This is a genomic window from Arthrobacter sp. 01T419 (assembly GCF_056398865.1).
The window spans coordinates 169,744-195,167 of the sequence record NZ_JBFTQF010000015.1 but is presented as its reverse complement, the minus strand read 5'-3'; the positions used below and the strand labels follow the sequence as shown (position 1 = coordinate 195,167).

Here is a 25,424-nt window from a genome sequence, read left to right as displayed (position 1 = left end):
CGTTAGTGGGCGGTTGATTTTGCTGAAGGGACTTTCCGGACGGGGTTGGCTGCGGCAGCCTGCGTCATGCGGTCCAGGAGGATGCCGAGGAAGACGATGGCCAGACCTGCGGCGAGGCCCTTGCCGAACAGCGAACTTTGGACAAAGCCTGCGACGACGTCGTACCCCAGGCCACCTGCTCCGACCAGCGCACCGACCACCACCATGGCGAGGACGTAGATCAGGCCCTGGTTGGCGGCCAAAGCCAGGGATTGCCGGGCCATGGGGAGCTGGACCTTGGTGATGACTTGCCATGGGGTGGAGCCGCTGGACACTGCGGCTTCCATGATGGTGGGCGATATTGCGGCGATGCCGTCGGCTGTGATCTTGATGGCCACGGGTGCGGCGTAGATGATGCCGGCGATGATGGCGGTGAACCGTGTGGCGCCGAAGAGGCCCAGGAACGGAACCAAATAGACGAAGGCAGGCATGGTCTGTCCCGCGTCAAGCATGGGCCGCATGATCTGGTCCACTTTGTTGGACCTGCCCATGGCCACGCCAAAGATGACGCCCAGGACCATCACCACGGCAGTGGCAACGAGTGTGCCGGCCAAGGTGACCATGGCATCGCTCCATAGGCCAAGGTAGATGATCACGGCCAGGCATGATGCCGTCACGGCTGCCAGCTTCCAGCCGCCGAGCGCGAAAGCCGCGACGACAATGACAGCAACCAGGAGGTAGAAAGGCGTCTCTGTCAGAAGCGATTGGAACGGGTTGAGGATCCCGTTGGTGACCGCCTCACGGAAGGACACCGTGAACAGGAAGAGGTTGGTCTGCAGCCATTCGCTGGCCGAGCTCACTCCACTGACGATGGCTGGGCCAATGTTGAGATCCTTCGGGAAGGCAGCGGCCCACAGCATCGTGCGGGACAACTGGACCATGACGAGCACTACAAGAAGGCTCGCGGCCAGCAAGATGTACCTGCTTCGCCGCGATATCCGGCGTTTGCGGTTCGCCCCGGGTTCGGCCCGGCGGCTGGCGGCCGTGGTGACGCGGTCCAGCACGATGGCGAGCAGGACAATCGACAGGCCGGCGTTGACTGCTGTCCCGACGTCGAGCGACTGTAGTGCGCGGACAACCACTTGCCCCAGCCCCGGCGCTGCGATGAGCGCCGCGATGGTGACCATGGACAGGGCGGCCATGGTGCTCTGGTTGATCCCCATCACGATAGTGCGCCGTGCGAGGGGGAGTTGAAGGGTGAGGAGCCGCTGCAAACCCGTGGTTCCCAGGGAATCGGAGGCTTCCCGGGTGTTCTCCGGGATGCATCGGATTCCGTGTGCCGTCAGTCGGATGAGCGGAGGCACCGCGTAGATCACCGTGGCGATTACTGCGGAGGCGGGGCCGATCAGGAAGATGAGGGCCAAAGGAGCCAGATAGACGAACGTGGGGAGGATTTGCATGAAGTCGAGGACCGGAGTGATCACTTGGGAGACCCTGCCAGAGATCCCGGCCAAGACTCCGAGCGGAAGTCCGATCAGGAGGCTGAACAACACGGCTGTGAGGACGAGGGCGAAGGTGTAAGCCGCTTCAACAAACAGCCCCTGGAGGCCGAAGAACGTGAATGCGGCTGCCGTCAGCAGAGCCACACGGGCATTGCCCACCGCAAAGGCGATCCAGCTGAGCAGCGCGACGGTTCCCAGCCAGCCGATTTCCGGTAGGCGAAGCCCGGTAGAGCTGGCGGCAAAAGTGCTGGTGAAAAGGTTTGCGACCGCGTCGACGGCGGCCCGGAGGGGTGTGAAAACGTACTGGAAGACGGGATTGTCCGCACGGTTCGCTGCCACCCAGGCATTGAATTGGTTGAGCGAGCGGTGGAGGTCAGTCAGCTCCGACGCCGGCAGTGTCAGGGTGGATGTGCCGTGGAGGAACAGGAATCCAACAAGCCAGACGACGCCGGCCCCGCCCAGAAGCAGGGTGCGGCGGCTGAGCCGTTTGCGCGGTGGGCGGACGGAAACGAGACCGGGCTGAACCGGGGCGCGATCGCGAACGAGAGTGGACATCACGCCGCAACTTCCGTGCTGCGGATGACCGACAAGATGCTGTCGCGGTCGATCTGGCCGGTGATCTTGCCGGAGTCTTCCACCAGGACAGGACACGATGAGTTCATGACGGTGGGAATGGCGTCGCGGATGATCATGCCTGCGCTCAGGACAGGAGCATCCCCGGGAGTGCCCAAAGCCACGGGATCGGTGATCCACTTGAGCGTCAGGACATCTGCGCGGGGTACTTCGGAGACGAAATCGGCGATGTACTTGTCCGCGGGCGATCCGACAAGGTCATCGCCGGTGCCGCACTGGACCATCTCGCCGTTGCGCATGATCAGGATGCGGTCCCCGAGTTTGAGCGCTTCGGACAAGTCATGGGTGACGAACACCATCGTCTTGCCCATCTCTTTGTGCAGCCGGATGACCTCTGCCTGCATGTCGCGCCGGATGAGCGGGTCCAGGGCCGAGAACGGTTCGTCAAAGAGAATGGTGTCCGGGTCGCCGGCCAAGGCGCGGCCCAGTCCGACGCGTTGCTGCATTCCACCGGAGAGCTGATCGGGAAAATGCTGCTCGTAGCCCTTCAGCCCCACGAGGTCGATGATTTCGCGGGACCTGGCGTAGCGCTCATTCTTCGCGGTGCCGCGGATCTGCAGCCCGTAGGACACGTTGTCCAGGACCGTTCGGTGCGGCAGGAGGCCGAAATGCTGGAAGACCATGGACATTTTCCGCCGTCGCAGCTCGCGAAGCTCGCCGGTTCCTGCCTCCAACACGTCCTTGCCGTCCACCAGGACGCGCCCCGATGTCGGTTCGATCAGGCGGGTGAGGCACCGGATCAAGGTGGACTTTCCCGATCCGGACAGGCCCATCACCACGAACACCTCGCCCTTGGCGACGTCGAAGTTCATGTCCCGCACGGCAGCATTGCATCCGGTGCGTTCAAGCAATTCGGCGGAGCCCAAACTCGACAGTTCGGGATCCTTGGGGATCTTTTCACCTCCCGGTCCGAAGACCTTCCAGAGATTGCGCACTGATATGTCAGGACTATTCATTGCTGTACTCCTGCCTGTGGCGGCTCGAACCAATGGCTGGGCCCGGGGCTGATGTTTTGCCAGATGTGTTTCGTTTCTCGGTACTCGGCCAAACCCGCGAGCCCCAATTCGCGGCCATTGCCGGACTGCCCGAAGCCGCCCCATTCGGCCTGCGGAACATACGGGTGGTAGTCGTTGATCCAGACCGTCCCGTGGCGCAATGCCTCGGACACGCGCTGGGCTTTCGAGGCGTCGGCTGTCCACACAGCTCCGGCCAGTCCGTAAACAGTGTCGTTGGCCAGCCGGATGGCCTCGTCCTCGGTGGTGAACGTTTCCACGGTCATGACGGGACCGAAGGACTCCTCCTGGACCACGCGCATCGAAGTCGTGCAGCCGTCCAATACGGTGGGCGGGTAGAAGCTGCCGCCGGCCAATTCCGGGCTGTCCGGAATGAAGCCCCCGCACAGCAACCGGGCGCCTTCTGCAATCCCGGCGTGGACGTAGGCGTGGACCTTGTCCCGGTGGGCCGTGGAGATCAGCGGACCCGTCTGTGCTTCCTGGTCGAAGGGGCCGCCCAGCCGGATCTGCTGTGCACGGCGGACCACTTCGGCCACGAATTCCTCGTGGATGGATTCTTCGACAATAAGCCGCGCCCCGGCCGAGCAGACCTGGCCCGAGTTCAGGAAGACGGCCGTCAAGGCGTTGTCGATCGCGGCCTCCCGGTCGGCGTCCGCGAATACCACGTTCGGGTTCTTTCCGCCGAGCTCAAGGGCCACGCGCTTAACCGTCTCCGCGGCCGCTACCATAATCCGCTTGCCGGTTGCCAGGCCGCCCGTAAAGGACACCAGATCGACGCGCGGATCCGAACTGAGCACAGCACCCACTTCAGGTCCCGTTCCCGTCACAAGGTTCGCGACGCCGTCGGGCACTCCTGCTTCCCGCAGCGTGTCCATCAGCAGGATGGAAGTGGAGGGTGTCAGCTCACTGGGCTTGAGGACAAAGGTATTGCCGGCTAGCAGCGCCGGCGCGACCTTCCACGAAGCCTGCAGGAGCGGGTAGTTCCATGGCGTGATGAGTCCGCAGACGCCTACCGGCGCATGGACGACCCGGCTGATGGCGCCGGGCCGGCCGGTATCGATCACGCGGCCCGCGTCCGTGCCTGCCACACTGCCGTAGTAGCGGAAGCAGGCAATCACGTCGTCGATGTCGTACTCGGCCTCGATCAGGCGTTTGCCGGTGTCCAGGGCCTCGGCCGCAGCGTACGCCGCCTTGTCCCGCTGCAGCAGCTCGGCCACGCGGAGCAGGATCGCGCCGCGTTCCAGTTCCGGGGTGTTCGGCCAGCCGCCGTCGTCGAACGCTTTGCGGGCACTCGCCACAGCAGCCTCGGCGTCGGCCGACGTGCACTCGGCGACGTCGGCAACGTGTGTGCCGTCCGCCGGGCAGCTGATGCTGCGGATTCCGCCCGCGGACTGCCGCCAGCCGCCGTCGACGTAGCTACCGCGGACAGTGCGCGCCTGCGTGAGTTGTGGGCTGTTCATGCCGCTCCTTAGTTCCGCGCCGAGGTGGCTTCGGGCTGGTTGTCCAGGCTCTCCGTGCGCTCCGGAACCGCGCCGTGCCGGTAGAACTCGGCGGCGATCGGCTCGAGCGGCTTGCGGCCCTGAATCAAGTCCGCCGCTTTCTCGGCCAGCATCATGACCGGTGCGTAGATGTTGCCGTTGGTCACGTACGGCATCGCCGAAGCGTCCGCCACTCGCAGGCCCGAGGTGCCGTGCACCTTCATGGTGAGCGGGTCCACCACGGCCATGGGATCCGTGGCCGGACCCATCTTGGCTGTGCAGGACGGGTGCAGGGCGGTCTCGGCATCCCGGGCTACCCAGTCCAGGATCTCCTCGTCAGTCTGGACGGCTGGGCCGGGGGAGAGCTCACCGCCGTTGAAAGGCGCCATGGCCTGCTGCTCCAGGATGTGCCGGGAAATCCGGATAGCTTCCACCCACTCGCGCCGGTCTTGGTCCGTGGAAAGGTAGTTGAACTTCATGGACGGGTGGACGGCGGGATCCGTGGAAGTGATTTTCAAGCTGCCCCGCGCATCGGAATACATGGGGCCGATGTGCACCTGGTAGCCGTGCTTGGCATCAGCTTTCTGGCCGTCGTAGCGGACCGCGACCGGCAGGAAATGGAACATCAGGTTGGGGTAGGCCACGTCCTCGTTGGAGCGGACAAAGCCGCCGCCCTCGAAGTGGTTGGTGGCCGCAGGTCCCTTGCGCCCGAACAGCCACTGCAAGCCGATCCACGGATAGCGCCACAGGCTCAGGCTGGGCTGCATGGACACTGGCTGGGTGCAGGCGTGCTGGATGTAAACCTCCAGGTGGTCCTGCAGGTTTTCGCCCACGCCTGGCAGGTCAACCACCGGCGTGATGCCCAGGGACTTGAGGTGCGTGGAGTCTCCGACGCCGGACAACTGCAACAGCTGCGGTGTGTTGATGGCTCCACCGCACAGAATGACTTCCTGGGCGTCCACGCTCTGGTTCTTGCCGTTCCGGCGGTAGCTGACGCCCGTGGCCTTGACATCGGAAGTACCAATGCCCTCGAAGTTGATCTTCGAAACGTGTGCCCGCGTCCGGACCGTGAGGTTGGGCCGGTCGAGGTGCGGCCGCAAGTAGGCCCGCGACGCCGAGAGCCGCTGGCCCTTGTGCACGTTGCGGTCGAAGGGGCCGAAGCCCTCCTGCCGGTACCCGTTGACATCGTCGGTCCGCGCAAAACCGGCTTGTTGAGCGGCGCGGAAGAAGGCTTGGAAGAGGGGATTGCGGGCGGGGCCGCGTTCCAGGACCAGCGGTCCGCTGTGTCCCCGCAGTTCATCGCTGGGATCCGCGGCGAGGGCCGTCTCCATGCGGTTGAAGTACGGAAGGCAATGGGCGAAATCCCAGGTCTCCATGCCGGCGTCGGCTCCCCAGCGTTCGTAGTCCAAGGGGTTGCCGCGCTGGAAGATCATGCCGTTGATGGAGCTGGAGCCACCCAAAACCTTGCCGCGGGTGTGGGCGATCCGGCGTCCGTGCATGTGCGGCTCGGGGTCGGATTGGTAGCGCCAGTCGTAGAACCTGTTCCCGCTGGGGAAGGTGAGCGCCGCGGGCATTTGGATGAACAGGTCCCAGGGGTAGTCGCTGCGGCCGGCCTCCAGGACCAGGACGGTCTTGGTGCGATCGGCGCTGAGCCTGTCCGCCAGCACCGATCCGGCACTGCCCCCACCCACAATGACGTAGTCGAACTTTTCGTTGGCCATTAGTTGAACTCCTTTGAAGTGATCCCCATTGCTTTGTCCAGTAGCCAGGGAGGCGTCAGCCCCGCAGCTTTTCCATGTTTGGATCCACGAGGGGATCGGCGGAGATGGTGGCCGGGATACGCTTGCCGAAGTATTCGATCTCGACGGCGTCACCCTCGCCCGCTTCGGCGGGTAGCCAAGCGTAGGCGATGGGCTTCCGGACGGTGTAGCCGTACGCGGCGCTCGTGACGTAACCGGAAGGCTCGCCCCTGAAATAGACAGGTTCCTTGCCCAACACCACTGACGTGCCGTCGTCGACCGTCAAACAGCGCAGCCGGCGGTTGACGGGCAATTCTCTGCGGGCCTTGAGGGCCTCGGCGCCGACATATCCTTCCTTGTCCTTGCTAACGGAAAAGCCCAAGCCGGATTGGAAAGGCTCGTGCTCCGGGGTCACGTCTGTGCCCCACAGCCGGTAGCCCTTCTCGAGGCGCAGGCTGTTGAACGCGCCACGGCCGGCCGCGATGATTCCTTGCTCCTGCCCGGCCTCGAACAGCAGGTCCCAGAGCCTTTGGCCGTTTTCCGCCGTCGTGTACAGCTCCCAGCCCAGCTCGCCCACGTAGGACAGCCGCATCGCGGTGACCGGGATCCCGCCGATCCGGACCTTCTTGGTGCGGAAGTACTTCAATCCGTCGTTGCTGAAGTCGTCGTCGCTGACTTTTGCGATGACCTCGCGGGCCAGCGGTCCCCAGAGCCCCACACAGCACGTGGAGCCGGTGATGTCCCGGATCTGGACCCACTGGGTGACGTCCTCGGCGGTCTGCTTACGGGCTTCGGTGGTGAAGTAGTCGAAATCGATGTTGCCGTTGGCACCCACTTGGAAGGTGGTGTCGTCGAGGCGGGCCACCGTGATGTCGCTGCGGATGCCGCCGTCGTCGTTGAGGAGCAGGCAGTACGTCACCGCACCCGGCTTCTTGTCGACTTTTCCGGCGCTGAGGCGCTGCAAGAGGGTTACGGCGCCCGGGCCGGAAACCTCCAGCCGCTTGAGCGGCGTCATGTCATAGAGCGCGACGGCGGTGCGCGTCTTCCACGCTTCGGCGGCGGAAATGGGGGAGTGGAACATCGCTGCCCAGGGCTCGCGTTCCGGCGCCTGCCATTCTTCCGGGAGCTCGTTCAGTAGCTCGCGGTTGGCCTCGAACCAGTGCGGGCGCTCCCAGCCGTGGGCTTCGAGGAAGAACGCCCCGAGCTCCTTCTGGCGTGCATTGAAAGGGCTGACCCGCAGCTCACGAGGGGAGACCCGCGGCTGCAGCGGGTGCAGGACGTCGTAGATTTCCACGAAGTTCTGCTGGGACGTCTCGTTGACGTAGCTCTCGGCGGTCTGGATTTCCTCGAAGCGGGAGACCTCGCATTCGTGGAGCGGAATGTGGGACTGGCCCTCGATGAGGCGCTCCGCCAGGGCGCGGGCCACGCCGGCGGAATGCGTCACCCACACGGCCTCGGCCACGAAGAAGCCTGCGACGTCCTTGGATTCGCCGACGAGGGGACCGCCGTCCGGTGTGAACGAGAAAATCCCGTTGAAACCGTCGGCAATTTGGGCGCCTGCGAGCGCCGGAAGGAGTTCCTTGGAGTCTTCCCAGCACGGCAGGAAGTCCTCTTCGGTGAACGGCAAGCGGGACGGCATGCGGTGTTCGGACATGTCAGCCGCAGCAACCTCGGGCAGCTCGCGGAGGTCCACGGGCATGGGCTTGTGCGCATAGGAGCCGATGCCCATCCGGTCCCCGTGCTCGCGGTAGTAGAGGTCCTTGTCCTGGTGGCGGAGGATGGGCATCCAGGCGCCGTTGGCGGGGTCCAGGAGCCGCGAGGTATCGTTTCGGCCCACGAGCTCCGGCACGGAGGTGGTCTTGACGTATTGGTGGGCCAGGGGAAGGAGCGGTACGGACATGCCCACCATGGCGCCGATCTTGGGACCCCAGAACCCGGCGCAGGAGACCACGATGTCTGCCGGGATCACGCCGTCGGGCGTTTCGACGCCGGTGACCTTGCCGCCGGACTGTTCGATGCCGGTGACGGGGGTGGAACCGCGGAATGTGACTCCCGCCGCGCTAGCCTTAGCGATGAGCAGGCCAACGGCGCGGGCGGCGGACGCTAGACCATCAGAGGGGACGTAGAGTCCGCCGAGCACCTTTTCCTGGTTGAGCAGCGGGTAGTGCTTGGCGCACTCGTCCGGATCGATGAGCCGGCCTTCCACACCCCACGACGTCGCGTAGCCCAGCTTGCGCTTGAGGTCCTCCAAACGTTCCGGAGTGGTTGCCACTTCGAGGCCGCCCACCTGGTTGAAGCAGGAGACACCGGATTCGCTGAGTGAGAGCAGCTTCTCCACTGTGTAGGCCGCGAATTGGGTCATGGTCTTTGAAGCGTTGGTCTGGAACACCAGTCCGGGGGCGTGCGAGGTGGAGCCGCCTGCCAGCTTCAGCGGGCCCTGCTCGACGACGGTGATGTTGGTCCAGCCGCGGGAGGACAGCTCATCCGCGAGATTCGCGCCGACTATGCCGGCTCCGATGATAACGACGCGGGATGTTGTGGACATGCGGGAAGCTCCTGAAGTTGAAGTGCGGGGTCTGGAAGTTCGGGGGAACGAGCGTGGCGGAACCTAGACGTGACCGTCCACAGTGAGCCCGGGCGGCAGGTTGGGGGCGTCCTCGGATTCCTTGACCATGATCTGGCCGTCCACCACCAAGACTTCGTGGACCCGGACGGGCAGCTTGGCGGGAGGCGCATCGGCGGCTCCCGTGCGGAGGTTGAACTTGGAAGCGTGGAGGGGGCACTCTACCCAGCAGTCCTCAACCCAGCCGTCGGCGAGTGAGGCGTCTTGGTGCGTGCACGTGTCGTCGAGGGCGAAGAGTTCGCCCTCTTCTGTGTGAAACACGGCAATGGGCGGGGACGTCTCGAGTCGAATTGCGTCCCCCGGGGCCAACGAGCTGAGCGGGCAAGCACTGTGCATCTCAAGAACCTCTTTCACCGGGCTGGGTCGAAACCTGTGGGGCGGTTGTCTCATGATCAACGCTGATCACATTACGCAACAGAGTGATTGACCTCACAGGGGCTTGTCAAGAGGTTGAATTTTCCTCGCCGATTCCTTGACACGCGTTGTGAAGTCCGTCACGCTGTTTCGCATAATGAAGTTTGTTGCGTAATGCGCAATGAATTTTCGAACGGCTCGGCGAGGAGGAAGCCATGGAGACATTGGCGATTGTGGGGGCATCATTGGCGGGTCTTTCCGCTGCCCGCGCAGCCAGGGCGCAAGGCTTTTGTGGCCGGCTGCTCATCATTGGCGATGAACAGCAGCGGCCCTATGACCGACCGCCCCTGTCCAAGGAATTCCTGGCAGGAAAAATCGGTGTCAACCACTTGATGTTGGAAGCGGAAGAACCTGGAGCAGATGATCCCCTGCAGGCTGAATGGCTGCTGGGCACGCCTGCGCGGAGCTTTGACGCAGCCACCAGGACCATCACCCTCGGAGACGGAAGCGCGGTGGTGGCTGACGGCGTCGTGATTGCCACGGGGGCCTCGGCCCGCACGCTGCCCGAACTTGCAGGCTTGTCCAATGTCTTTACGCTGCGGACCCTCGAGGATGCCCAGGATCTGGCTCCGGAACTCGTTCCCGGTGGCCGCCTGTTGGTAGTGGGCGCCGGATTCATCGGCGCGGAGGTTGCATCGACAGCCAAGGGCCTTGGAATGGACGTGACCATCATCTGCAAAAGCCCGATGCCCCTGAGCGCTCCGCTCGGCGCGGAGATGGCTGCCGCCTTGGCCACGCTCCACGGAATCAATGGCGTGGAACTGATTTGTGACACTGGAATCGACTCGTATTACAGCTGCGAAGGAAATGTGACCGGCGTCCGGCTGAGCGACGGACAGTACCGTTCTGCCGACGTCGTACTCCTCGGAATCGGGGCCGTCCCCAATGTCGGGTGGCTGGCCGGTTCGGGCCTGGCGATCGACGACGGCGTCACGTGCGATTCGATGGGCCGAACCAACGTGCCCGGGGTGGTTGCCGTGGGAGACTGTGCGGCCTGGTTCGACGAACGCAGCGGCCGGCACCACCGTGTGGAGCATTGGAGCGGCGCCCAGGAACGCGCAGCCATTGCCGTCGCCGGCCTCCTGGACCACTCAGCCGCAGCCCAACCGCTCAACCTGCCGTACTTCTGGTCCGACCAGTACGGGGTGACGCTTCAGTTCGCCGGCCACGCCCGGGACGCCGAACGCGTCCAGATCGAGGCAGGGGAGCTCGAGAACCACAGCTTCCTCGCCGTGTACTACCGGGGGGATGAACCGGTGGGCGTCCTCGGGGTGAACCAGCCGCGTCTGTTCACCCGTTGGCGCCGGCAACTCAATGCGCACAACGCGCGCACCGCCCAGACCGCCCTGGCAACCCCATAAGCATTTCCAAGCCTCAACCACGTTCATCACTGAATAGGAGTCAGCATGACCACTGAAGTTGTTTCCCCCAGCCTGATCCCCACTCTTCCCGGCCACACGTATGTCAGCGAAGACATCTTCCGCGCCGAGCAGGAACACATCTTCGAACAAATGTGGTTCTGCGCAGTGCGGACCGCGGACCTGGAAAAAGCCGGCTCGTTCAAAACCGTGCAGATCGGCCGCGAGAGCGTGCTCATCAACCGCACCCGCAAGGGAGAGATCCGCGCGTTCTACAACATCTGCCGGCACCGCGGCGTGAAGCTGTGCATGGAGGAGTCCGGCGAAGCCAACCGTTCGTTCCAGTGCCCCTACCACGCCTGGACCTACGACCTCGAGGGGAAGCTCATCGCCGCCCCCAACCTGACCAAGATGCCGGATATCGACCGCAACGAATACGGACTCGTCAAGGTCCACGCCCGTGAATACATGGGCTACGTCTGGGTTTGCCTCGCGGATGAGCCGCCGTCGTTCGAAGAAGACGTGATGGGGGCCATCGAGGAGCGCCTCGGGGACCTGCGGGCCGTTGACGACTACGACATCGCCAACCTGAGCCTCGGCCGCCGCATCAAGTATGACGTGAAGGCCAATTGGAAGCTCATCATTGAGAACTTCATGGAGTGCTACCACTGCGCCACGATCCACCCCGAGCTGACCGAAGTCCTGCCGGAGTTCGCCGACGGGCTGGCGGCCCAGTACTTTGTGGGCCACGGCGCCGAGTTCGGCGAGGACATCAAGGGCTTCACGATTGACGGCTCCGAGGGCCTGGACCGCATTCCCGGAGTCGGCGATGACCAGGATCGCCGCTACTACGCAGTGACCATCAAGCCGAACGTCTTCGTCAACTTGGTCCCGGACCACGTCATCATCCACCGCATGTTTCCACTGGCGGCGGACCACACGATCGTCGAATGCGACTGGCTGTACCTGCCCAGCGTGGTGGAATCAGGTAAGGACGTCTCGGCATCGGTTGAGCTGTTCCACCGGGTCAACGAGCAGGACTTCGACGCCTGCGAACGCTGCCAGCCGGCCATGGGCTCCAAGATCTATGCCAAGGGCGGCGTCCTGGTGCCGAGCGAGCACCACATTGAGGCGTTCCACAGCTGGGTCACCGGCAAGATCGCGGACGTCCCGGCGGAGGGTTAGCCGCCGCTGGCTGCGGTGTAACCCATCTTCACGCTGATTGAATGCCCGGCCTGCTTGAGCGCATCAAGGAGGCCGGGTATTTTTTCGGGTTCGAAACGGAACGCGGGGCCGGAAAGGCTGATCGCTCCGATCACGGTGCCGCTGTGGTTGCGGATGGGAACGGCTACGGCGTTGAGACCGCGTTCGAGTTCTTCGTAGGTGACGGCGTACCCGGCTTCCGCAATGACTGGCATTTGCTGCTCCAGCTCGTCGCGGTCCGTGATGGTCTGTGCCGTGTATTGGGCCTGGCCGGCCTCCCTGAGGACACGGTCGCGCGTCGCGGGTGGCAGGGCGGCAAGCATGACCTTGCCGCTGGATGTGGCATGAAGCGGGGTGAGGCCGCCGATCCAGTCCTGCGTGCCGAGCGTGTTGGGGCCAATGGCCTGGTCCACGTTGACCGCGAAGTTTGACCGCAGCACGGCCAAGTTCGCGGTCTCAGCGAACTTTTCGGCGAGGGCTTCGAGATCTTCCCGGGCCTCCCTGACCAGGCTGAGGCGGGCCGGGATGGCACTAGCCAAGCGCAGTATGTTGAAACCGAGTTGGTATTTTCCGCGCTCGTGGTTCTGCTGCACCATGCCGCGGGCATCCAGGGCGCTCAGCAGTCGCGACGCCGTTGATTTGTGGACGCCCATTTCCTCCGCGATCTCACTCACGCCGGCGTCACCGTTTCGGGCCAGGATTTCGAGCACAGTGATGGCCCGGTCCACGGACTGCACACCGGCATGGTGCGCGCCGGCGGAATCGGTGTCGGGGTCGTTGGCAAGCAGTGAGTCAGCGTCCATGTGGTTCATCGTCTCAAACGCGGTCAAGTGGGCGGTCACTCTGGGCTGCGTGTCTCGTGACGCTGGCGTGCCTCCCATATCGGGATTTTCATGGCTATAGGATCGGGCGGTATGGCGTTGAGACTTGTTCAGGTGAATTTCAAGGCTCGGGATGACTCGGCGCTCGGCCGGTTTTGGGCGGGCGCCCTCGGCTGGGGTGTTTCCAGCGAAGGACCCGGTGTGACAAATGTTGAACCCGTGGGCGTCGTCTTGCCGGATCCCGTTGCCGTCTGCGTCGATGTCGTCACCGTCCCGGACCCCGAGACGGTGAGGTACCGCGCGCACCTCGATCTCGCCACCACCTCTGAGGCCCATCAGGCGGAGCTGGTTGCGCGCCTTGTGGAGCTCGGTGCAACACCCGCCGACGTCGGCCAGGGGGATGTGCCTTGGAGGGTTCTGGCCGATCCGGAGGGCAACCTGTTCTGCGTGCTGGAACCTCGACCGCTCTACGGGGACACCGGGCCGATCGCCGCGGTGGTAGTCAATTGTGCGGATCCGCGGGCCATGGCCCGGTTCTGGGGCGAGGCGATGGACTGGACCCTGCACGAGGTGACCGACGATCTTGCGAGGCTCCGTTCGGCCAAGGGTGTCGGGCCGTATCTGGAGTTCGTTCGCACACCCACCGTGAACTCCGTGTGTGGCCGTGTCCATCTGGACCTGAGGCCGTACCCCGGCGACGATCAAGCATCGGAGGTGGCCCGGCTGCGGACCCTGGGCGCCACGGACGCCGACGTCGGCCAGGGCGATGTGCCGTGGGTGTGCCTCGCCGACTCTGAGGGCAACGAGTTCTGCGTCCTCACCCCGGGCTGAGGCAGCGCCCTGGGTGACTGTGGAGCCTAGAGGCCATCGTCGTAGTTCCAGTGCTCCTGCCAACGCCAATCGATCGGTTCCGAAGCCCGCTGGTAGCGAATGTCGGTGGAGAGGCGGATCCGGTTGGCTGAGTCGACGTTGTCGCTCCCTGCGTGCACCATGTACGAGGAATGGACCATAACGTCGCCAGCGCGGTAGTTGGCGAGTAGCCAGCGGCCGTCGTGCTCGTTGGCCAGCGCTGGCAGGTCCGCGGTCATTGAGGCAGCTGGACGCTGCAGTCCACGCTCACGTTCGTCGGCCATCGCCCAGTGGTGGCTTCCTTCCAGATAGGTCAGCCCGCCCATCTCGACGGGGCAGTCACCAAGCGGGATCCACATGGAAAGAACACGTTCGCTGCCTTCGCGTAGATAGATCAAGTCGTAGTGTGCCTGGGTTGCCGTACCGATGCCGGCCTCTCCCGGACGGATGTGGCGGATAATCTTGCGCTTGTGAAGGTGGACTTCACCTTCCAGGAACCATTCGAACCATCCGCGGATGGCCGGATGGCTGGTCAACGCCGCGTAAACGGCGCCGGGGACGATTTCGCCGAAGAGGATTTCCCGCACCTTCCCGAGGTCGACGGCGCCGCTCGCGCCGACCCCGGTGGCCGGATCGGTTCCGGGTTCGAGCAGCCCCGTGCCGACCATTTGTGAAAAGTAGTACTCCCGGAACGATTCGACCATGCTCGGGTCAAGATGGTTGGTGAGATAGAGGTAGCCGTCCCGGCGAAGCCTAGACCATAGGGAACCCCTATCGTCGCGTTCCGCTGTGGGGACCGGCTTAAGGTAGCCGAGGCGTACCGGTGAATCGTCCAATTCGTACCCGTTTGATGTGACCATGCTGATAGCCTCGTTCAGGCTTGGACAATACTCCATGGACTATTGTCAGAAATCGTTGGATTTTCGCGGGTCAGGACCACGCCTTGGATTATTCGCAACATTGGGCGCTCTATTCGACGTCGCCATTAACGTTGGGCCACGCGGCTGTCGGCTGTCTCGGGGCGGGAGAGCAGGTTGCCACGGCCCCATCTCCGAGGGACAGGAAGCTCCCCTGCCACGCGGTGGTCTACATTTCATCGGGGACGGGCTGGTACGTCGGGGGGGAGCCGCGAGAGCCCAAAAAGGCGGTACGCGCTCCGGCCTTGATCTCAGTGCCTCCAGGCGTTCCCCACACCTATGGTCCCGACAAGGATGGGTGGACCGAACACTGGGTTTTGTTCACTGGTGCAGGTGTCCAGCTTTACCGAGATCTGGGAATTCTTGACCCGGGTCGGCCAGTCACTGGGCTGCGGGCAATGCCGGAGCGGGTTGCGGCCGTGTTTGCTGAACTTCACGCCGCTCTGTCCACGGTGGGGCTGCGCGGGAGCGTCGAAGCGTCGGTTGCCACCCAGCGGCTGCTCCTCGCCTTTCTGGCCTCGGGAGTTGCGGATGCTGCACCCATTGGCCGGGACCGTCAGGTACTGGCCACTTTGAAAAGCACAGCGTTCCGGCCCATGGCCATGGCCGACCGTGCCGGAGCGGCCGGGGTCTCGCTCACCGAGTTGAGGTGCATCGTCCGTGCATCGACCGGCCTGAGCCCCTTGAACTACATCCTTGGGACACGGATCTCTCAGGCGCAGTCACTGCTGGCCGAAGGTTCGTTGCCCGTTGGCAAGGTGGCCAGCCGCATTGGTTATGAAGATCCTGCGTATTTCACGCGGTTGTTCACCCAGCATGTCGGCGTTGCGCCCACTGAATTCCGGCGGCAACAATCCCGACTTCCCGGCCTGGCCCCTGACGCGTGAGGCTGGCCGGCCCCATCGACCGCACATGTTCAACCCTTAGACCCGCACGACAGCGGCCCACACCTTTCAGTGCGGCCCGCCGTCGATCGCTTAAAACCGTTCCTTCTTAGGCGCCGTCGTGCCACACTTGATGAACTATCGATTGACTGGGGGATCCAAGTCAGGAGATTGGTATGCGTGTTCTGATGCAACCCCGCACCTCGGGCCGACTGGTGGTGAAGGGGCCATGATGGCCGGTTGGGCATACCTCATGGCGGGGGTAATGACAGTCGACTCGCTCTTACTGGGGTTGCTGCTGTTGAACGTGAAGTGGCCCAAGCACTGGAAGAGAAACGGCTAGGGACAGCGGTATGCCCCGAACCTAGAGCACCGGTCGAACCTAGAGCACCTTCCGGATGGTCTCTTCGAAACTCACCACGTGGTGCAGGGCGAGTGCAGCTGCGCGGTCTTCGTCGCCGTCGGCGATCGCGGTGAGCAATTCCGCGTGCTCTGCGACGTGGCCCGTCACGGAGGGCATCTTGTCCAGCATGTGGCACCAGATGCGTGTTGCGAGGTTGTCGTAGCGGATCAGCACGTCCTCGAGGTGCGGATTGGCAGCGGCTTTGTAGATGAGCCGGTGCACCTGGATGTCGTAGCGCATGAGTTCCTGCTGGCCGGCGTCGTGTGCTTCCAGACCGCTGATGGCGGCGGCGACCTCGCGCAGTTCATCCCGCAGCCTGGGGCTGGCCATGCGGGCTGCCCGACGTGACGCCAGAGGCTCAAGCAGTTCCCGGATTTCGGAGACGTCCGCTAGTTGGGTGATGTCGACGCCGGTGGCAAAGGTTCCGCGGCGAGGGTATGACACCACCAAATGGTCGCTTTCGAGGCGCTTGATGGCTTCGCGCACGGGTGTCCGTCCGATGCCGAGCTCGGCGGCAATCTGGCCGTCGTTGATGGGGTCGCCGGGTTTGATGTCCAGCATGATGAGCCGGTCGCGGAGGAGCAAGTAGGCGTTTTCCGCCAAGGACGTCCCCTGTGTGCCCGTGTCCAGCGCTTCCAATGCAGTGCTCATGTGCTCTCTCCCGTTTGCCGCACTTCAAGTCTGGCGGATCAGTTATTGCCGGGCTGTTGACGGTTATGTGATCTTCAACATACTATGGCAATAGTTCTAATATATCAGTTGCTGATTAGTCAGTAAATATAAGTATCTCAAAAGGAGAACATGATGGTTGAACCGCTGATCCGCCCGCTCGCTGAGGCGGACCCGGAGGTTGAGCAGGCGATCGCCCAGGAACTCATCCGGCAGCAGTCCACGCTGGAAATGATCGCCTCCGAAAACTTCGCCCCTGCAGCCGTCATCCAAGCACAGGGCTCGGTCCTGACCAACAAGTACGCCGAAGGCTACCCGGGCAAGCGCTACTACGGCGGCTGCGAGCACGTGGACGTCATCGAACAGTTGGCCATCGACCGCGTGAAGACCCTCTTCGGTGCAGAAGCCGCAAACGTCCAGCCGCACTCCGGCGCCCAGGCCAACGCCGCGGCCATGTTCGCGCTCCTCGAGCCGGGGGACACCATCATGGGCCTCGACCTCGCACACGGCGGCCACCTGACCCACGGCATGCGCATCAACTTCTCCGGCAAGCTGTACAAGGTCATCCCGTACCACGTCAGCGAATCTGACCTCCGGGTGGACATGGCGGAAGTTGAAGCCCTGGCCCTGGAACACCGCCCGAAGCTGATCGTTGCCGGCTGGTCCGCGTACTCGCGCCACTTGGATTTCGCTGAGTTCCGCCGGATCGCCGACCTCGTGGGCGCGTACCTCATGGTGGATATGGCGCACTTCGCCGGCCTGGTGGCCGCGGGCCTCCACCCCAACCCGGTGCCGTACGCCGACGTCGTGACTACCACGACCCACAAGACCCTCGGCGGCCCCCGCGGTGGGGTGATCCTTTCCAAGGAACAGTACGCACGCAAGATCAACAGCGCAGTCTTCCCGGGCCAGCAGGGCGGCCCGCTGGAGCACGTGATCGCTGCCAAGGCTGTCGCGTTCAAGATGGCTGCAGAACCCGAGTTCCAGGAACGCCAAGTACGAGTGCTGGAAGGCGCCAAGCTCCTCGCGGAGCGGCTACTGAAAGAAGACGTGGCCGCGGCAGGAATCTCGGTGGTTAACGGCGGCACCGACGTCCACCTGGTCCTCGTTGACCTTCGCCACTCGGAACTGGACGGACAGCAGGCCGAGGACACTTTGCACCGCATCGGCATCACCGTGAACCGCAACGCCGTCCCGTTCGACCCCCGCCCGCCAATGGTCTCATCCGGACTCCGGATTGGAACCCCGGCACTCGCCGCCCGCGGCTTCGGGGCCGAAGAATTCGCCGAGGTGGCAGACATCATTGCGACGGCGCTCATCGCCGCGGCGACCAGCGGCACCCTGGGTGACCACACCGCCGTCGAACTCCGTGCGAGGGTTACCGCGCTGGCGGAGAAGTTCCCCCTTTACCCGCATCTTTCCCAGACCGGCAACGACGCCGCTGCCACCGAACTTGAGGCAGAAATGATTGGAGCAGCCCAATGAGCGCAGACCACCTCCCCGAACACCCGGATTTCCTGTGGCGTAACCCGGAGCCCAAGGCTTCCTACGACGCGGTGATCGTGGGCGGCGGCGGCCACGGCCTGGCCACCGCGTACTTCCTGGCCAAGAACCACGGCATGACCAACATCGCCGTCCTGGAAAAGGGCTGGCTGGCCGGCGGCAACATGGCCAGGAACACCACCATCATTCGCTCCAACTACCTTTGGGACGAGAGCGCTGCCATCTACGAGCACGCGCTGAAGCTCTGGGAGATCCTGCCCGAGGAACTTGAATACGATTTCCTCTTCAGCCAGCGCGGCGTCATGAACCTCGCCCACACCCTGGGCGACGTCCGCGAAAGCGTCCGCCGCGTCGGCGCTAACAAGCTCAATGGGGTCGACGCCGAATGGCTGGACCCGCAGCAAGTCAAGGAACTCTGCCCCATCCTGAACATCAGCGACAACATCCGCTACCCGGTCATGGGTGCCACCTACCAGCCCCGGGCCGGCATCGCGAAGCACGATCACGTGGCTTGGGCTTTCGCCCGCAAGTGCGATGAACTCGGCGTGGACATCATCCAAAACTGCGAAGTGACCGGCTTCCTCAAGGACGGCAACCGCGTGGTGGGCGTCAAGACCAATCAAGGAACCATCCACACCGAAAAAGTTGGCCTGGCCGCGGCGGGCCACAGTTCGGTCCTGGCCGAAATGGCCGGTTTCCGCCTCCCGATCCAGTCGCACCCCCTCCAGGCGTTGGTGTCCGAATTGCACGAGCCCGTCCACCCCACGGTGGTCATGTCCAACCACGTGCATGTCTACGTTTCCCAAGCCCACAAGGGCGAACTGGTCATGGGCGCCGGGGTCGACTCCTACAACGGCTATGGCCAACGCGGTTCCTTCCACGTGATCGAGCACCAGATGGCTGYCGCCGTCGAACTCTTCCCGATCTTTGCCCGCGCCCACGTGCTCCGGACCTGGGGCGGAATCGTGGACACCACCATGGATGCCTCGCCGATCATCGGCACCACTCCGGTGGAGAACATGTTCGTCAACTGTGGTTGGGGAACCGGCGGCTTCAAAGGCACGCCCGCTGCCGGCTTGACCTTCGCCCACACCATCGCCACCGGCACTCCGCACAAGCTCAACAAGCCTTTTTCGCTGGAACGCTTCGAGACCGGTGCCCTGATCGACGAACACGGCGCCGCCGCCGTCGCCCACTAGCCGCAGCCCTTTAGGAGACCAACCATGCTGCTCATCAGCTGCCCCAATTGCGGGCCACGAGACGAAACAGAATTCCACTACGGCGGCCAGGCCCACGTGGCGTACCCGGAGAACCCGGACGCGCTGACGGACCGCCAATGGGCCGAGTACCTGTTCTACCGCGACAACACGAAAGGTGCCTTCGCCGAACGCTGGGTCCACAGCACCGGTTGCCGCCAATGGTTCAACATGCTCCGCGACACCGTCAGCTATGACATCCAGGCCATCTACAAAATGGGCGAGCCGCGCCCTGATGCGAACACCACAGCAGCCACCACTTCGGAAGGAGCGACAAAGTGACCCCGCAGAACGCCCGCCTCGCCGCCGGCGGCCGCATCGACCGCAGCATCGCCTGGCAGTTCACCGTCGATGGCCAGGAATACACCGGACACCCGGGAGACACCATTGCCTCGGCACTGCTTGCCAACGGCCGCATCAGCGTCGGCAACTCGCTCTATGAGAATCGCCCCCGCGGCATCATGTCCGCCGGAGTGGAAGAATCCAACGCCTTGGTCAAGGTGGCTGCCCGCTTTCCCGGCCACGTCGCCGAGTCGATGCTTCCCGCGACCGCCGTGTCCCTCGTGGACGGGCTCAACGTGGAGCTCCTGAACGGCCTCGGCAAGCTGGATCCCAACGAGGACCGTGCGGAATACGACAAGAAATACGTCCACGCCGACGTCCTGGTGGTTGGCGGCGGAGTTTCCGGCCTCGCGGCAGCCCGCGAAGCGGTCCGCACCGGCGCCCGGGTCATCCTGATCGACGACCAGCCCGAACTCGGCGGCTCGCTGCTTTCCAGCTCCACCGCCCCGGAACTCGCCGAAGTGATCGAAGGCAAGCCGGCCCTGGAATGGATCGCCGACGTGGAAGCCGAGCTCGTCTCCGCGGCCGAATGCACCGTCCTCAACCGCACCACTGCCTTCGGCTCCTATGACGCGAACTATGTGATCGCGGCACAGAACCGTACGGACCACCTCAGCAGCCCGGCCGCGGACGGTGTCTCCCGCCAGCGTATTTGGCACATCCGTGCTAAGCAGGTAATCCTGGCCCCCGGCGCGCACGAGCGTCCGCTCGTCTTCGAAAACAACGATCGCCCGGGCATCATGCTGGCCTCGGCGGTCCGTAGCTACCTCAACCGCTACGCCGTCGCAGCCGGGCGGCGTGTCGTCATCGGCACCACGAACGATTCCGCCTACCTTTTGGCCGCCGATCTGCTGGCCGCGGGTGTCAAGGTCGCCGCCGTCGTCGACGCCCGCCCGAAGCTCAGCGACAAAGCGGCAGCCGCCGTTGAAAGCGGCATCCGCGTCCTCGTCGGCAGCGCAGTCGCCGATACCTCCGGCGCGGGGGAGAACGGCCGGATCGACGGCGTCACCATCCGCAGCCTCAACGACGACGGCGAAGTCACCTCCGGCGTCGAACGGCTCGCTTGCGATCTGCTGGCGGTTTCCGGCGGCTGGAGTCCTGTAGTTCACCTCCACAGCCAGCGCCAGGGGAAGTTGCGTTGGGACGATGACCTGGCTGGATTCGTGCCGAGCTCCGTCGTCAAGGACCAGCACTTGGCCGGCGCAGGACGCGGAAGCTACGAGCTCGGGGACTGCCTGGGCGAAGGCGTCTCCGCGGGTGCCGCGGCCGCCATCGCCGCAGGGTTCAGCACCCAGACGGTCCCCGCCGAGACGAAGGCGCCCGTTGCCTCTGCCCCGACCCGCCAGTTGTGGCTGGTGCCGGGCCAGAGCGGAAACGCGGGGGAGTGGCACCACCACTTCGTCGACTTCCAGCGCGACCAGTCCGTGGCTGACGTGCTCCGTTCCACCGGGGCCGGAATGCGCTCGGTGGAACACATCAAGCGGTACACCTCCATCAGCACCGCCAACGACCAGGGCAAGACCTCCGGCGTCAACGCCATCGGCGTGATCGCCGCGGCCCTCAAGCAGGCCGGCGAAGCATCACGCGGCATCGGCGACATCGGGACCACGACGTACCGGGCACCGTTCACACCGGTGGCATTCGCGGCGTTGGCCGGACGCCAGCGCGGCGAGCTTTTCGATCCCGCCCGAGTGACCTCGATCCACCCCTGGCATGTCGCCCAGGGAGCGCTCTTCGAGGACGTCGGCCAGTGGAAGCGGCCGTGGTACTACCCGCAAGCGGGCGAGGACATGGACGCCGCCGTGCTCCGCCAATGCGCCGCGGTCCGGGAGTCCGTGGGCTTCATGGACGCTACCACCTTGGGCAAGATCGAGATCCGAGGCAAGGATGCCGGTGAATTCCTGAACCGCATCTACACCAACGCGTTCAAGAAGCTCGCTCCGGGCTCTGCCCGCTACGGGGTCATGTGCACCCCGGACGGCATGATCTTCGACGACGGCGTGACCTTGCGCCTCGACGAGGGCCGCTACTTCATGACCACCACCACCGGCGGTGCCGCGAAGGTCCTTGACTGGCTCGAGGAGTGGCACCAGACCGAGTGGCCGGAACTCGACGTGGTGTGCACCTCGGTGACTGAACAGTGGACGACGATCGCCGTCGTCGGGCCCAAATCCCGCGCCGTGATCGCCAAAGTTGCGCCGCAACTGGCGGCCGACGGCGGACTGGACGCCGAAGCGTTCCCGTTCATGACGTTCCGGGAGACCATGCTGGCCTCCGGAGTGCAGGCACGGGTTTGCCGGATTTCGTTCTCCGGTGAGCTTGCCTACGAAATCAACGTTCCGTCCTGGTATGGGCTCAACACCTGGGAAGCTGTTGCTGCCGCAGGTGCCGAGTTCAACATCACCCCATACGGCACGGAGACCATGCACGTGCTTCGTGCCGAGAAGGGCTACCCGATTGTCGGGCAGGACACGGATGGCACGGTCACCCCGCAGGATGCCGGGATGGAGTGGATCGTTTCCAAGGCCAAGGACTTCATCGGCAAGCGTTCTTACAGCCGCGAGGATGCTGTTCGCACTGACCGCAAGCACCTGGTCAGCGTCCTCCCGGCGGACGGTTCGTTCCGTCTTCCGGAAGGCACCCAGCTCGTGGAAAAGGGAATCCCCGTCAACCCGGCCTACGGCCCCGTGCCGATGCAGGGCTTCGTGACCTCGAGCTACCACAGTGCCGCTTTGGGCCGGTCCTTCGGCCTGGCACTCATCACCAACGGCCGCAACCGGATCGGCGAGACCCTGGTGGCCTCCGTCGGCGACCAGTTGCTGGACGTCGTTGTGGGAGAAACCGTACTTTTCGACGCTGAAGGGACCCGTAAAGATGGCTGAAACAGCAACACCCGCAAACCCCGAGACGCTCCGTGCGGCACGCCGCAGCCCCGCGTCGCACCTGGCACCGACCTTCGAGTCCGGTTCCGTGGCCGGAACCGTCGCGTTGAAGGAGATCCCGTTCCAGACCATGGTGGGTGTCCGGGTTGACCGGGCGTCCGACGCCGGAGCCCGCCTCGCGTCCGTGACCGGCGGCCTGCCGGCGGCATGCGGTGAGGCCAGTGGGGACGAGAGGGCCACCACCTTGTGGCTTGGGCCGGACGAATTCCTGGTGGTCGCACCGGAATCGGCGCACGATTCCCTGGGCGGAGACCTTGTCCGCGCATTGGTGGAGGCCTTGGGCGACGACCCGGGCCAGGTGGTGGACTTGTCCGCCAACCGCACCACCTTCGAGCTTTCCGGCATCCGTGCCCGGGACGTCCTGGAGAAGGGGTGCTCGCTGGACTTGCACCCCCGCGCCTTCCGCACCGGGACGGCCCTGGCCACGGAAATCGGCAACATCCCGGCGATGCTGTTGAAGACCGGGGAGGACAGCTTCCGGATCTTCCCGAGGGCTTCGTTCGCCGATTTCCTGGGCCGTTGGCTGCTTGACGGCATGAGGGAATTTGCCTCTCCCGAGGTCCCCTGATGGCACTGAGCGTGCTTGACCTGTTTTCCATTGGCATCGGGCCGTCGTCTTCGCACACGGTCGGCCCGATGCGGGCGGCAAAGCAGTTCACCGACGGCCTGGAATCCTCCGGGCAACTCGCGGCAACGGTGCGCGTCCAGGCAGAGCTTTTCGGCTCGCTGGGCGCCACCGGCCGCGGCCACGGCTCGGACAAGGCCGTGGTGCTGGGGCTGCAGGGCCAATCGCCGGAAACGGTGGACACGTCCACCGCCGACGACCAGGTTGCCGCGGCCGCCCTGGACGCCGAATTGCGGATAGCCGGGCATCACCGCGTGGACTTCAACTGGGACGAAGACGTGGTCCTGCACCGGCGCAAATCTTTGCCTGCCCACCCTAACGGCATGACTTTCCGCGCCCTGGACCACACCGGGAAAGTCCTGCGCGAGCGCAGCTACTACTCGATCGGCGGCGGCTTCGTGGTGGACGGCGATGCGTCTGGAAGCGACAAAGTCGTCGCCGACAACACCGTGCTGCCCTATCCCTTCAGCACCGCGGACGAGCTCCTGGCGATCTGCGCACGGGAGGACATGTCCATCTCCGATGTCATGCTCGCCAACGAACTCGTGTGGCGCAGCGAGGCCGAACTTCGCGAGCGATTGCTGCACATCTGGGCCGTCATGCGCGAATGCGTGGACAACGGCTGCGCTGCGGAAGGCATCCTTCCGGGAGGCTTGAACGTGAGGCGACGGGCGCCGTCGTTGTTCAAGACGCTCGCCGCCACCGACGCCGGACTGCAGGGCTCAAGCTCGGCAGACCCACTGCTCGCCATGGAATGGGTGAACCTGTTCGCGCTGGCCGTGAACGAGGAAAACGCCGCGGGCGGCCGGATCGTCACGGCACCGACCAACGGTGCGGCCGGCATCGTGCCGGCGGTGCTGCACTACTACACGAAATTCGTGCAAGGAGCCGACGACGACGGTGTGGTCCGTTTCTTGCTCGCCGCGGCCGCCGTCGGGATCCTGTTCAAGATCAACGCCTCCATTTCGGGCGCCGAAGTCGGTTGCCAAGGTGAGGTGGGCTCGGCCTGCTCGATGGCCGCGGCAGGCCTTTGCGAGGTCCTCGGAGGCACTCCCGAGCAAGTCGAGAATGCCGCTGAAGTAGGAATTGAACACAATCTCGGCCTCACCTGCGATCCCGTGGGCGGGCTGGTGCAGATTCCGTGCATCGAACGCAACGCGATCGCCAGCGTGAAGGCCATCAACGCCGCCCGCCTTGCCCTGCACGGCGACGGCAGCCACAAAGTATCCCTCGATAAAGCCATCAAAACCATGCGAGAGACAGGAGCGGACATGAAAATCAAATACAAGGAGACCTCCCGCGGAGGCCTCGCCGTCAACGTAGTGGAGTGCTAGCCATGACTGTGACCCAAAATGAAACCGCCCCGCGACATGAAGCGGCGCTGCCGGCTACCACCGTTGAGCATGTCCTGACGCTCGATTGCCCGGAGACACGGGGGATCGTGCACGCCGTTTCCGGCTTCCTCCTGGAGCACGGCTGCGACATCATCGACAGCAAGCAATTCGACTCCCAGCTGGACCGCCACTTCTTCATGCGGGTCCATTTCGCCTCGGAAGGGGACGAATCGACGATTGACGCGCTCCGGGAAGCCTTCGCCCCTGTTGCCGAGAAGTTCGGGATGCGCTGGCAGCTGAACCGCCACGGGGCCAAACGGCGGGTGCTGATCATGGTCTCCAAATTCGAGCATTGCCTCAACGATCTCCTGTTCCGGGCTCGCGTCGGGGAACTGCCCGTCGAGATTGTCGGGGTAGTCTCCAACCACCCGGACCACAGGCGGACCGTCGAATGGCACGGCATTCCGTTCTTCCATGTGCCCGTCACCCCGGACACCAAGGCAGCGGCCGAGGGGCAACTCCTGGATCTCATCGATCGCTTGGACGTCGAACTGGTGGTCCTGGCCCGCTACATGCAGGTCCTCAGCGACGATCTTGCCCGCAAGCTCGATGGTCGGGCAATCAACATCCATCACTCGTTCCTTCCCAGCTTCAAAGGTGCCAAGCCATACCACCAAGCGCATGCCAGGGGCGTCAAGACGGTAGGGGCCACCGCCCACTACGTCAACGGGGAATTGGACGAAGGACCCATCATCGCCCAGCAAGTGGTGGAGGTGGACCACACCTTCGGGCCGGACGAACTGGTCGCGGCCGGACGCGACACCGAGTGCAAAGCACTCAGCAACGCCGTGCGCTGGCACTGCGAAGGCCGTGTGATCCTGCAAGGGAGCAGGACCGTGGTGCTGAAGTAGGGTTTGAACGGCCCACCAAACGGTGG

The 25,424-nt window shown here is 64.3% G+C and carries 20 protein-coding genes; 11 read left to right on the top strand and 9 right to left on the bottom strand.

The window, feature by feature from the left end; genetic code table 11:
* Positions 1-2: 2 nt before the first annotated feature.
* The 6 genes from AC1DLO_RS18850 to AC1DLO_RS18825 all read right to left on the bottom strand — a co-directional run bounded on the left by AC1DLO_RS18850 (position 3) and on the right by AC1DLO_RS18825 (position 9,303).
* Entirely contained in the window at positions 3-2,036 is a 2,034-nt protein-coding gene (locus tag AC1DLO_RS18850; protein ID WP_476891630.1) for an ABC transporter permease, read from the bottom strand.
* Positions 2,036-3,070 (bottom strand): quaternary amine ABC transporter ATP-binding protein, encoded by a 1,035-nt coding sequence (locus AC1DLO_RS18845; RefSeq protein ID WP_184737719.1) that lies wholly within the window; start codon positions 3,068-3,070, stop codon positions 2,036-2,038. Before AC1DLO_RS18845 ends, AC1DLO_RS18850 begins: the two co-directional genes overlap by 1 nt.
* Positions 3,067-4,587: an aldehyde dehydrogenase family protein gene (locus AC1DLO_RS18840; RefSeq protein WP_476891631.1), complete on the bottom strand. Its 1,521-nt coding sequence runs from the start codon at positions 4,585-4,587 to the stop codon at positions 3,067-3,069. The genes AC1DLO_RS18845 and AC1DLO_RS18840 overlap by 4 nt, the downstream gene beginning before the upstream one ends.
* An 8-nt stretch (positions 4,588-4,595) precedes the next feature.
* Positions 4,596-6,326: a choline dehydrogenase gene (gene betA, locus AC1DLO_RS18835; RefSeq protein WP_476891632.1), complete on the bottom strand. Its 1,731-nt coding sequence runs from the start codon at positions 6,324-6,326 to the stop codon at positions 4,596-4,598.
* 55 nt (positions 6,327-6,381) lie between these two features.
* Positions 6,382-8,889 carry a GcvT family protein gene (locus tag AC1DLO_RS18830; protein WP_476891633.1) on the bottom strand — a complete coding sequence of 836 codons (2,508 nt, stop codon included), beginning with the start codon at positions 8,887-8,889 and terminating at the stop codon, positions 6,382-6,384.
* Positions 8,890-8,952: 63 nt separating this feature from the next.
* Entirely contained in the window at positions 8,953-9,303 is a 351-nt protein-coding gene (locus AC1DLO_RS18825; protein ID WP_184738179.1) for a bifunctional 3-phenylpropionate/cinnamic acid dioxygenase ferredoxin subunit, read from the bottom strand.
* A 233-nt stretch (positions 9,304-9,536) separates the two neighbouring features.
* Between AC1DLO_RS18825 and AC1DLO_RS18820 the strand changes: the two genes are divergently transcribed.
* Together AC1DLO_RS18820 and AC1DLO_RS18815 are read left to right on the top strand one after the other, a co-directional pair.
* The gene (locus AC1DLO_RS18820; RefSeq protein ID WP_476891634.1) at positions 9,537-10,742 is read left to right on the top strand and encodes an NAD(P)/FAD-dependent oxidoreductase; all 1,206 of its coding nucleotides are present in this window, start codon (positions 9,537-9,539) and stop codon (positions 10,740-10,742) included.
* 45 nt (positions 10,743-10,787) lie between these two features.
* Entirely contained in the window at positions 10,788-11,924 is a 1,137-nt protein-coding gene (locus tag AC1DLO_RS18815; RefSeq protein ID WP_476891635.1) for an aromatic ring-hydroxylating oxygenase subunit alpha, read from the top strand.
* Here the strand turns inward: AC1DLO_RS18815 and AC1DLO_RS18810 are convergent.
* The gene (locus AC1DLO_RS18810; protein WP_184737710.1) at positions 11,921-12,745 is read right to left on the bottom strand and encodes an IclR family transcriptional regulator; all 825 of its coding nucleotides are present in this window, start codon (positions 12,743-12,745) and stop codon (positions 11,921-11,923) included. The genes AC1DLO_RS18815 and AC1DLO_RS18810 overlap by 4 nt on opposite strands.
* 111 nt (positions 12,746-12,856) lie before the next feature.
* Between AC1DLO_RS18810 and AC1DLO_RS18805 the strand changes: the two genes are divergently transcribed.
* Positions 12,857-13,594: a VOC family protein gene (locus AC1DLO_RS18805; protein WP_476891636.1), complete on the top strand. Its 738-nt coding sequence runs from the start codon at positions 12,857-12,859 to the stop codon at positions 13,592-13,594.
* A gap of 26 nt (positions 13,595-13,620) precedes the next feature.
* Here AC1DLO_RS18805 and AC1DLO_RS18800 read toward each other — a convergent pair whose 3' ends face one another.
* Positions 13,621-14,472 carry a phytanoyl-CoA dioxygenase family protein gene (locus tag AC1DLO_RS18800; RefSeq protein WP_476914565.1) on the bottom strand — a complete coding sequence of 284 codons (852 nt, stop codon included), beginning with the start codon at positions 14,470-14,472 and terminating at the stop codon, positions 13,621-13,623.
* A 221-nt stretch (positions 14,473-14,693) separates the two neighbouring features.
* Here AC1DLO_RS18800 and AC1DLO_RS18795 point away from each other — a divergent pair, with 221 nt between their 5' ends.
* Positions 14,694-15,416: an AraC family transcriptional regulator gene (locus tag AC1DLO_RS18795; protein WP_476891638.1), complete on the top strand. Its 723-nt coding sequence runs from the start codon at positions 14,694-14,696 to the stop codon at positions 15,414-15,416.
* 379 nt (positions 15,417-15,795) lie between these two features.
* Here the strand turns inward: AC1DLO_RS18795 and AC1DLO_RS18790 are convergent, their stop codons facing one another.
* On the bottom strand, positions 15,796-16,467 hold the full coding sequence (locus AC1DLO_RS18790; RefSeq protein ID WP_476891639.1) for a GntR family transcriptional regulator: 672 nt from the start codon (positions 16,465-16,467) through the stop codon (positions 15,796-15,798).
* A 153-nt stretch (positions 16,468-16,620) separates the two neighbouring features.
* Between AC1DLO_RS18790 and glyA the strand changes: the two genes are divergently transcribed.
* The 7 genes from glyA to purU are packed head-to-tail and all read left to right on the top strand — an operon-like array spanning position 16,621 to position 25,398.
* Positions 16,621-17,970 (top strand): serine hydroxymethyltransferase, encoded by a 1,350-nt coding sequence (gene glyA, locus AC1DLO_RS18785; RefSeq protein ID WP_476891640.1) that lies wholly within the window; start codon positions 16,621-16,623, stop codon positions 17,968-17,970.
* Complete coding sequence (locus tag AC1DLO_RS18780; RefSeq protein ID WP_476914564.1) at positions 17,967-19,187, top strand: sarcosine oxidase subunit beta family protein; 1,221 nt, start codon at positions 17,967-17,969, stop codon at positions 19,185-19,187. The genes glyA and AC1DLO_RS18780 overlap by 4 nt, the downstream gene beginning before the upstream one ends.
* A 24-nt stretch (positions 19,188-19,211) precedes the next feature.
* The gene (locus AC1DLO_RS18775; protein WP_184737694.1) at positions 19,212-19,526 is read left to right on the top strand and encodes a sarcosine oxidase subunit delta; all 315 of its coding nucleotides are present in this window, start codon (positions 19,212-19,214) and stop codon (positions 19,524-19,526) included.
* Positions 19,523-22,468 (top strand): FAD-dependent oxidoreductase, encoded by a 2,946-nt coding sequence (locus tag AC1DLO_RS18770; RefSeq protein ID WP_476914563.1) that lies wholly within the window; start codon positions 19,523-19,525, stop codon positions 22,466-22,468. The genes AC1DLO_RS18775 and AC1DLO_RS18770 overlap by 4 nt, the downstream gene beginning before the upstream one ends.
* A complete protein-coding gene (locus tag AC1DLO_RS18765; RefSeq protein WP_476891643.1) occupies positions 22,461-23,096 on the top strand; it encodes a sarcosine oxidase subunit gamma in 636 nt (211 codons plus the stop codon). The genes AC1DLO_RS18770 and AC1DLO_RS18765 overlap by 8 nt, the downstream gene beginning before the upstream one ends.
* Positions 23,096-24,487, top strand: a complete 1,392-nt coding sequence (locus tag AC1DLO_RS18760) for an L-serine ammonia-lyase (protein ID WP_476891644.1) — start codon at positions 23,096-23,098, stop codon at positions 24,485-24,487. The genes AC1DLO_RS18765 and AC1DLO_RS18760 overlap by 1 nt, the downstream gene beginning before the upstream one ends.
* A 2-nt stretch (positions 24,488-24,489) precedes the next feature.
* On the top strand, positions 24,490-25,398 hold the full coding sequence (gene purU, locus AC1DLO_RS18755; protein WP_184737686.1) for a formyltetrahydrofolate deformylase: 909 nt from the start codon (positions 24,490-24,492) through the stop codon (positions 25,396-25,398).
* The last annotated feature ends 26 nt before the right edge of the window (positions 25,399-25,424 follow it).

Coding starts and splice junctions, on each gene's coding strand:
- AC1DLO_RS18850 (WP_476891630.1), bottom strand. CDS start 2,036: ATGTCCACTCTCGTTCGCGATCGCGCCCCGGTTCAGCCCGGTCTCGTT.
- glyA (WP_476891640.1), top strand. CDS start 16,621: ATGGTTGAACCGCTGATCCGCCCGCTCGCTGAGGCGGACCCGGAGGTT.
- AC1DLO_RS18775 (WP_184737694.1), top strand. CDS start 19,212: ATGCTGCTCATCAGCTGCCCCAATTGCGGGCCACGAGACGAAACAGAA.
- AC1DLO_RS18790 (WP_476891639.1), bottom strand. CDS start 16,467: ATGAGCACTGCATTGGAAGCGCTGGACACGGGCACACAGGGGACGTCC.
- AC1DLO_RS18825 (WP_184738179.1), bottom strand. CDS start 9,303: ATGCACAGTGCTTGCCCGCTCAGCTCGTTGGCCCCGGGGGACGCAATT.
- AC1DLO_RS18805 (WP_476891636.1), top strand. CDS start 12,857: ATGGCGTTGAGACTTGTTCAGGTGAATTTCAAGGCTCGGGATGACTCG.
- purU (WP_184737686.1), top strand. CDS start 24,490: ATGACTGTGACCCAAAATGAAACCGCCCCGCGACATGAAGCGGCGCTG.
- AC1DLO_RS18815 (WP_476891635.1), top strand. CDS start 10,788: ATGACCACTGAAGTTGTTTCCCCCAGCCTGATCCCCACTCTTCCCGGC.
- AC1DLO_RS18760 (WP_476891644.1), top strand. CDS start 23,096: ATGGCACTGAGCGTGCTTGACCTGTTTTCCATTGGCATCGGGCCGTCG.
- betA (WP_476891632.1), bottom strand. CDS start 6,326: ATGGCCAACGAAAAGTTCGACTACGTCATTGTGGGTGGGGGCAGTGCC.
- AC1DLO_RS18840 (WP_476891631.1), bottom strand. CDS start 4,587: ATGAACAGCCCACAACTCACGCAGGCGCGCACTGTCCGCGGTAGCTAC.
- AC1DLO_RS18765 (WP_476891643.1), top strand. CDS start 22,461: ATGGCTGAAACAGCAACACCCGCAAACCCCGAGACGCTCCGTGCGGCA.
- AC1DLO_RS18830 (WP_476891633.1), bottom strand. CDS start 8,889: ATGTCCACAACATCCCGCGTCGTTATCATCGGAGCCGGCATAGTCGGC.
- AC1DLO_RS18800 (WP_476914565.1), bottom strand. CDS start 14,472: ATGGTCACATCAAACGGGTACGAATTGGACGATTCACCGGTACGCCTC.
- AC1DLO_RS18845 (WP_184737719.1), bottom strand. CDS start 3,070: ATGAATAGTCCTGACATATCAGTGCGCAATCTCTGGAAGGTCTTCGGA.
- AC1DLO_RS18820 (WP_476891634.1), top strand. CDS start 9,537: ATGGAGACATTGGCGATTGTGGGGGCATCATTGGCGGGTCTTTCCGCT.
- AC1DLO_RS18810 (WP_184737710.1), bottom strand. CDS start 12,745: ATGGACGCTGACTCACTGCTTGCCAACGACCCCGACACCGATTCCGCC.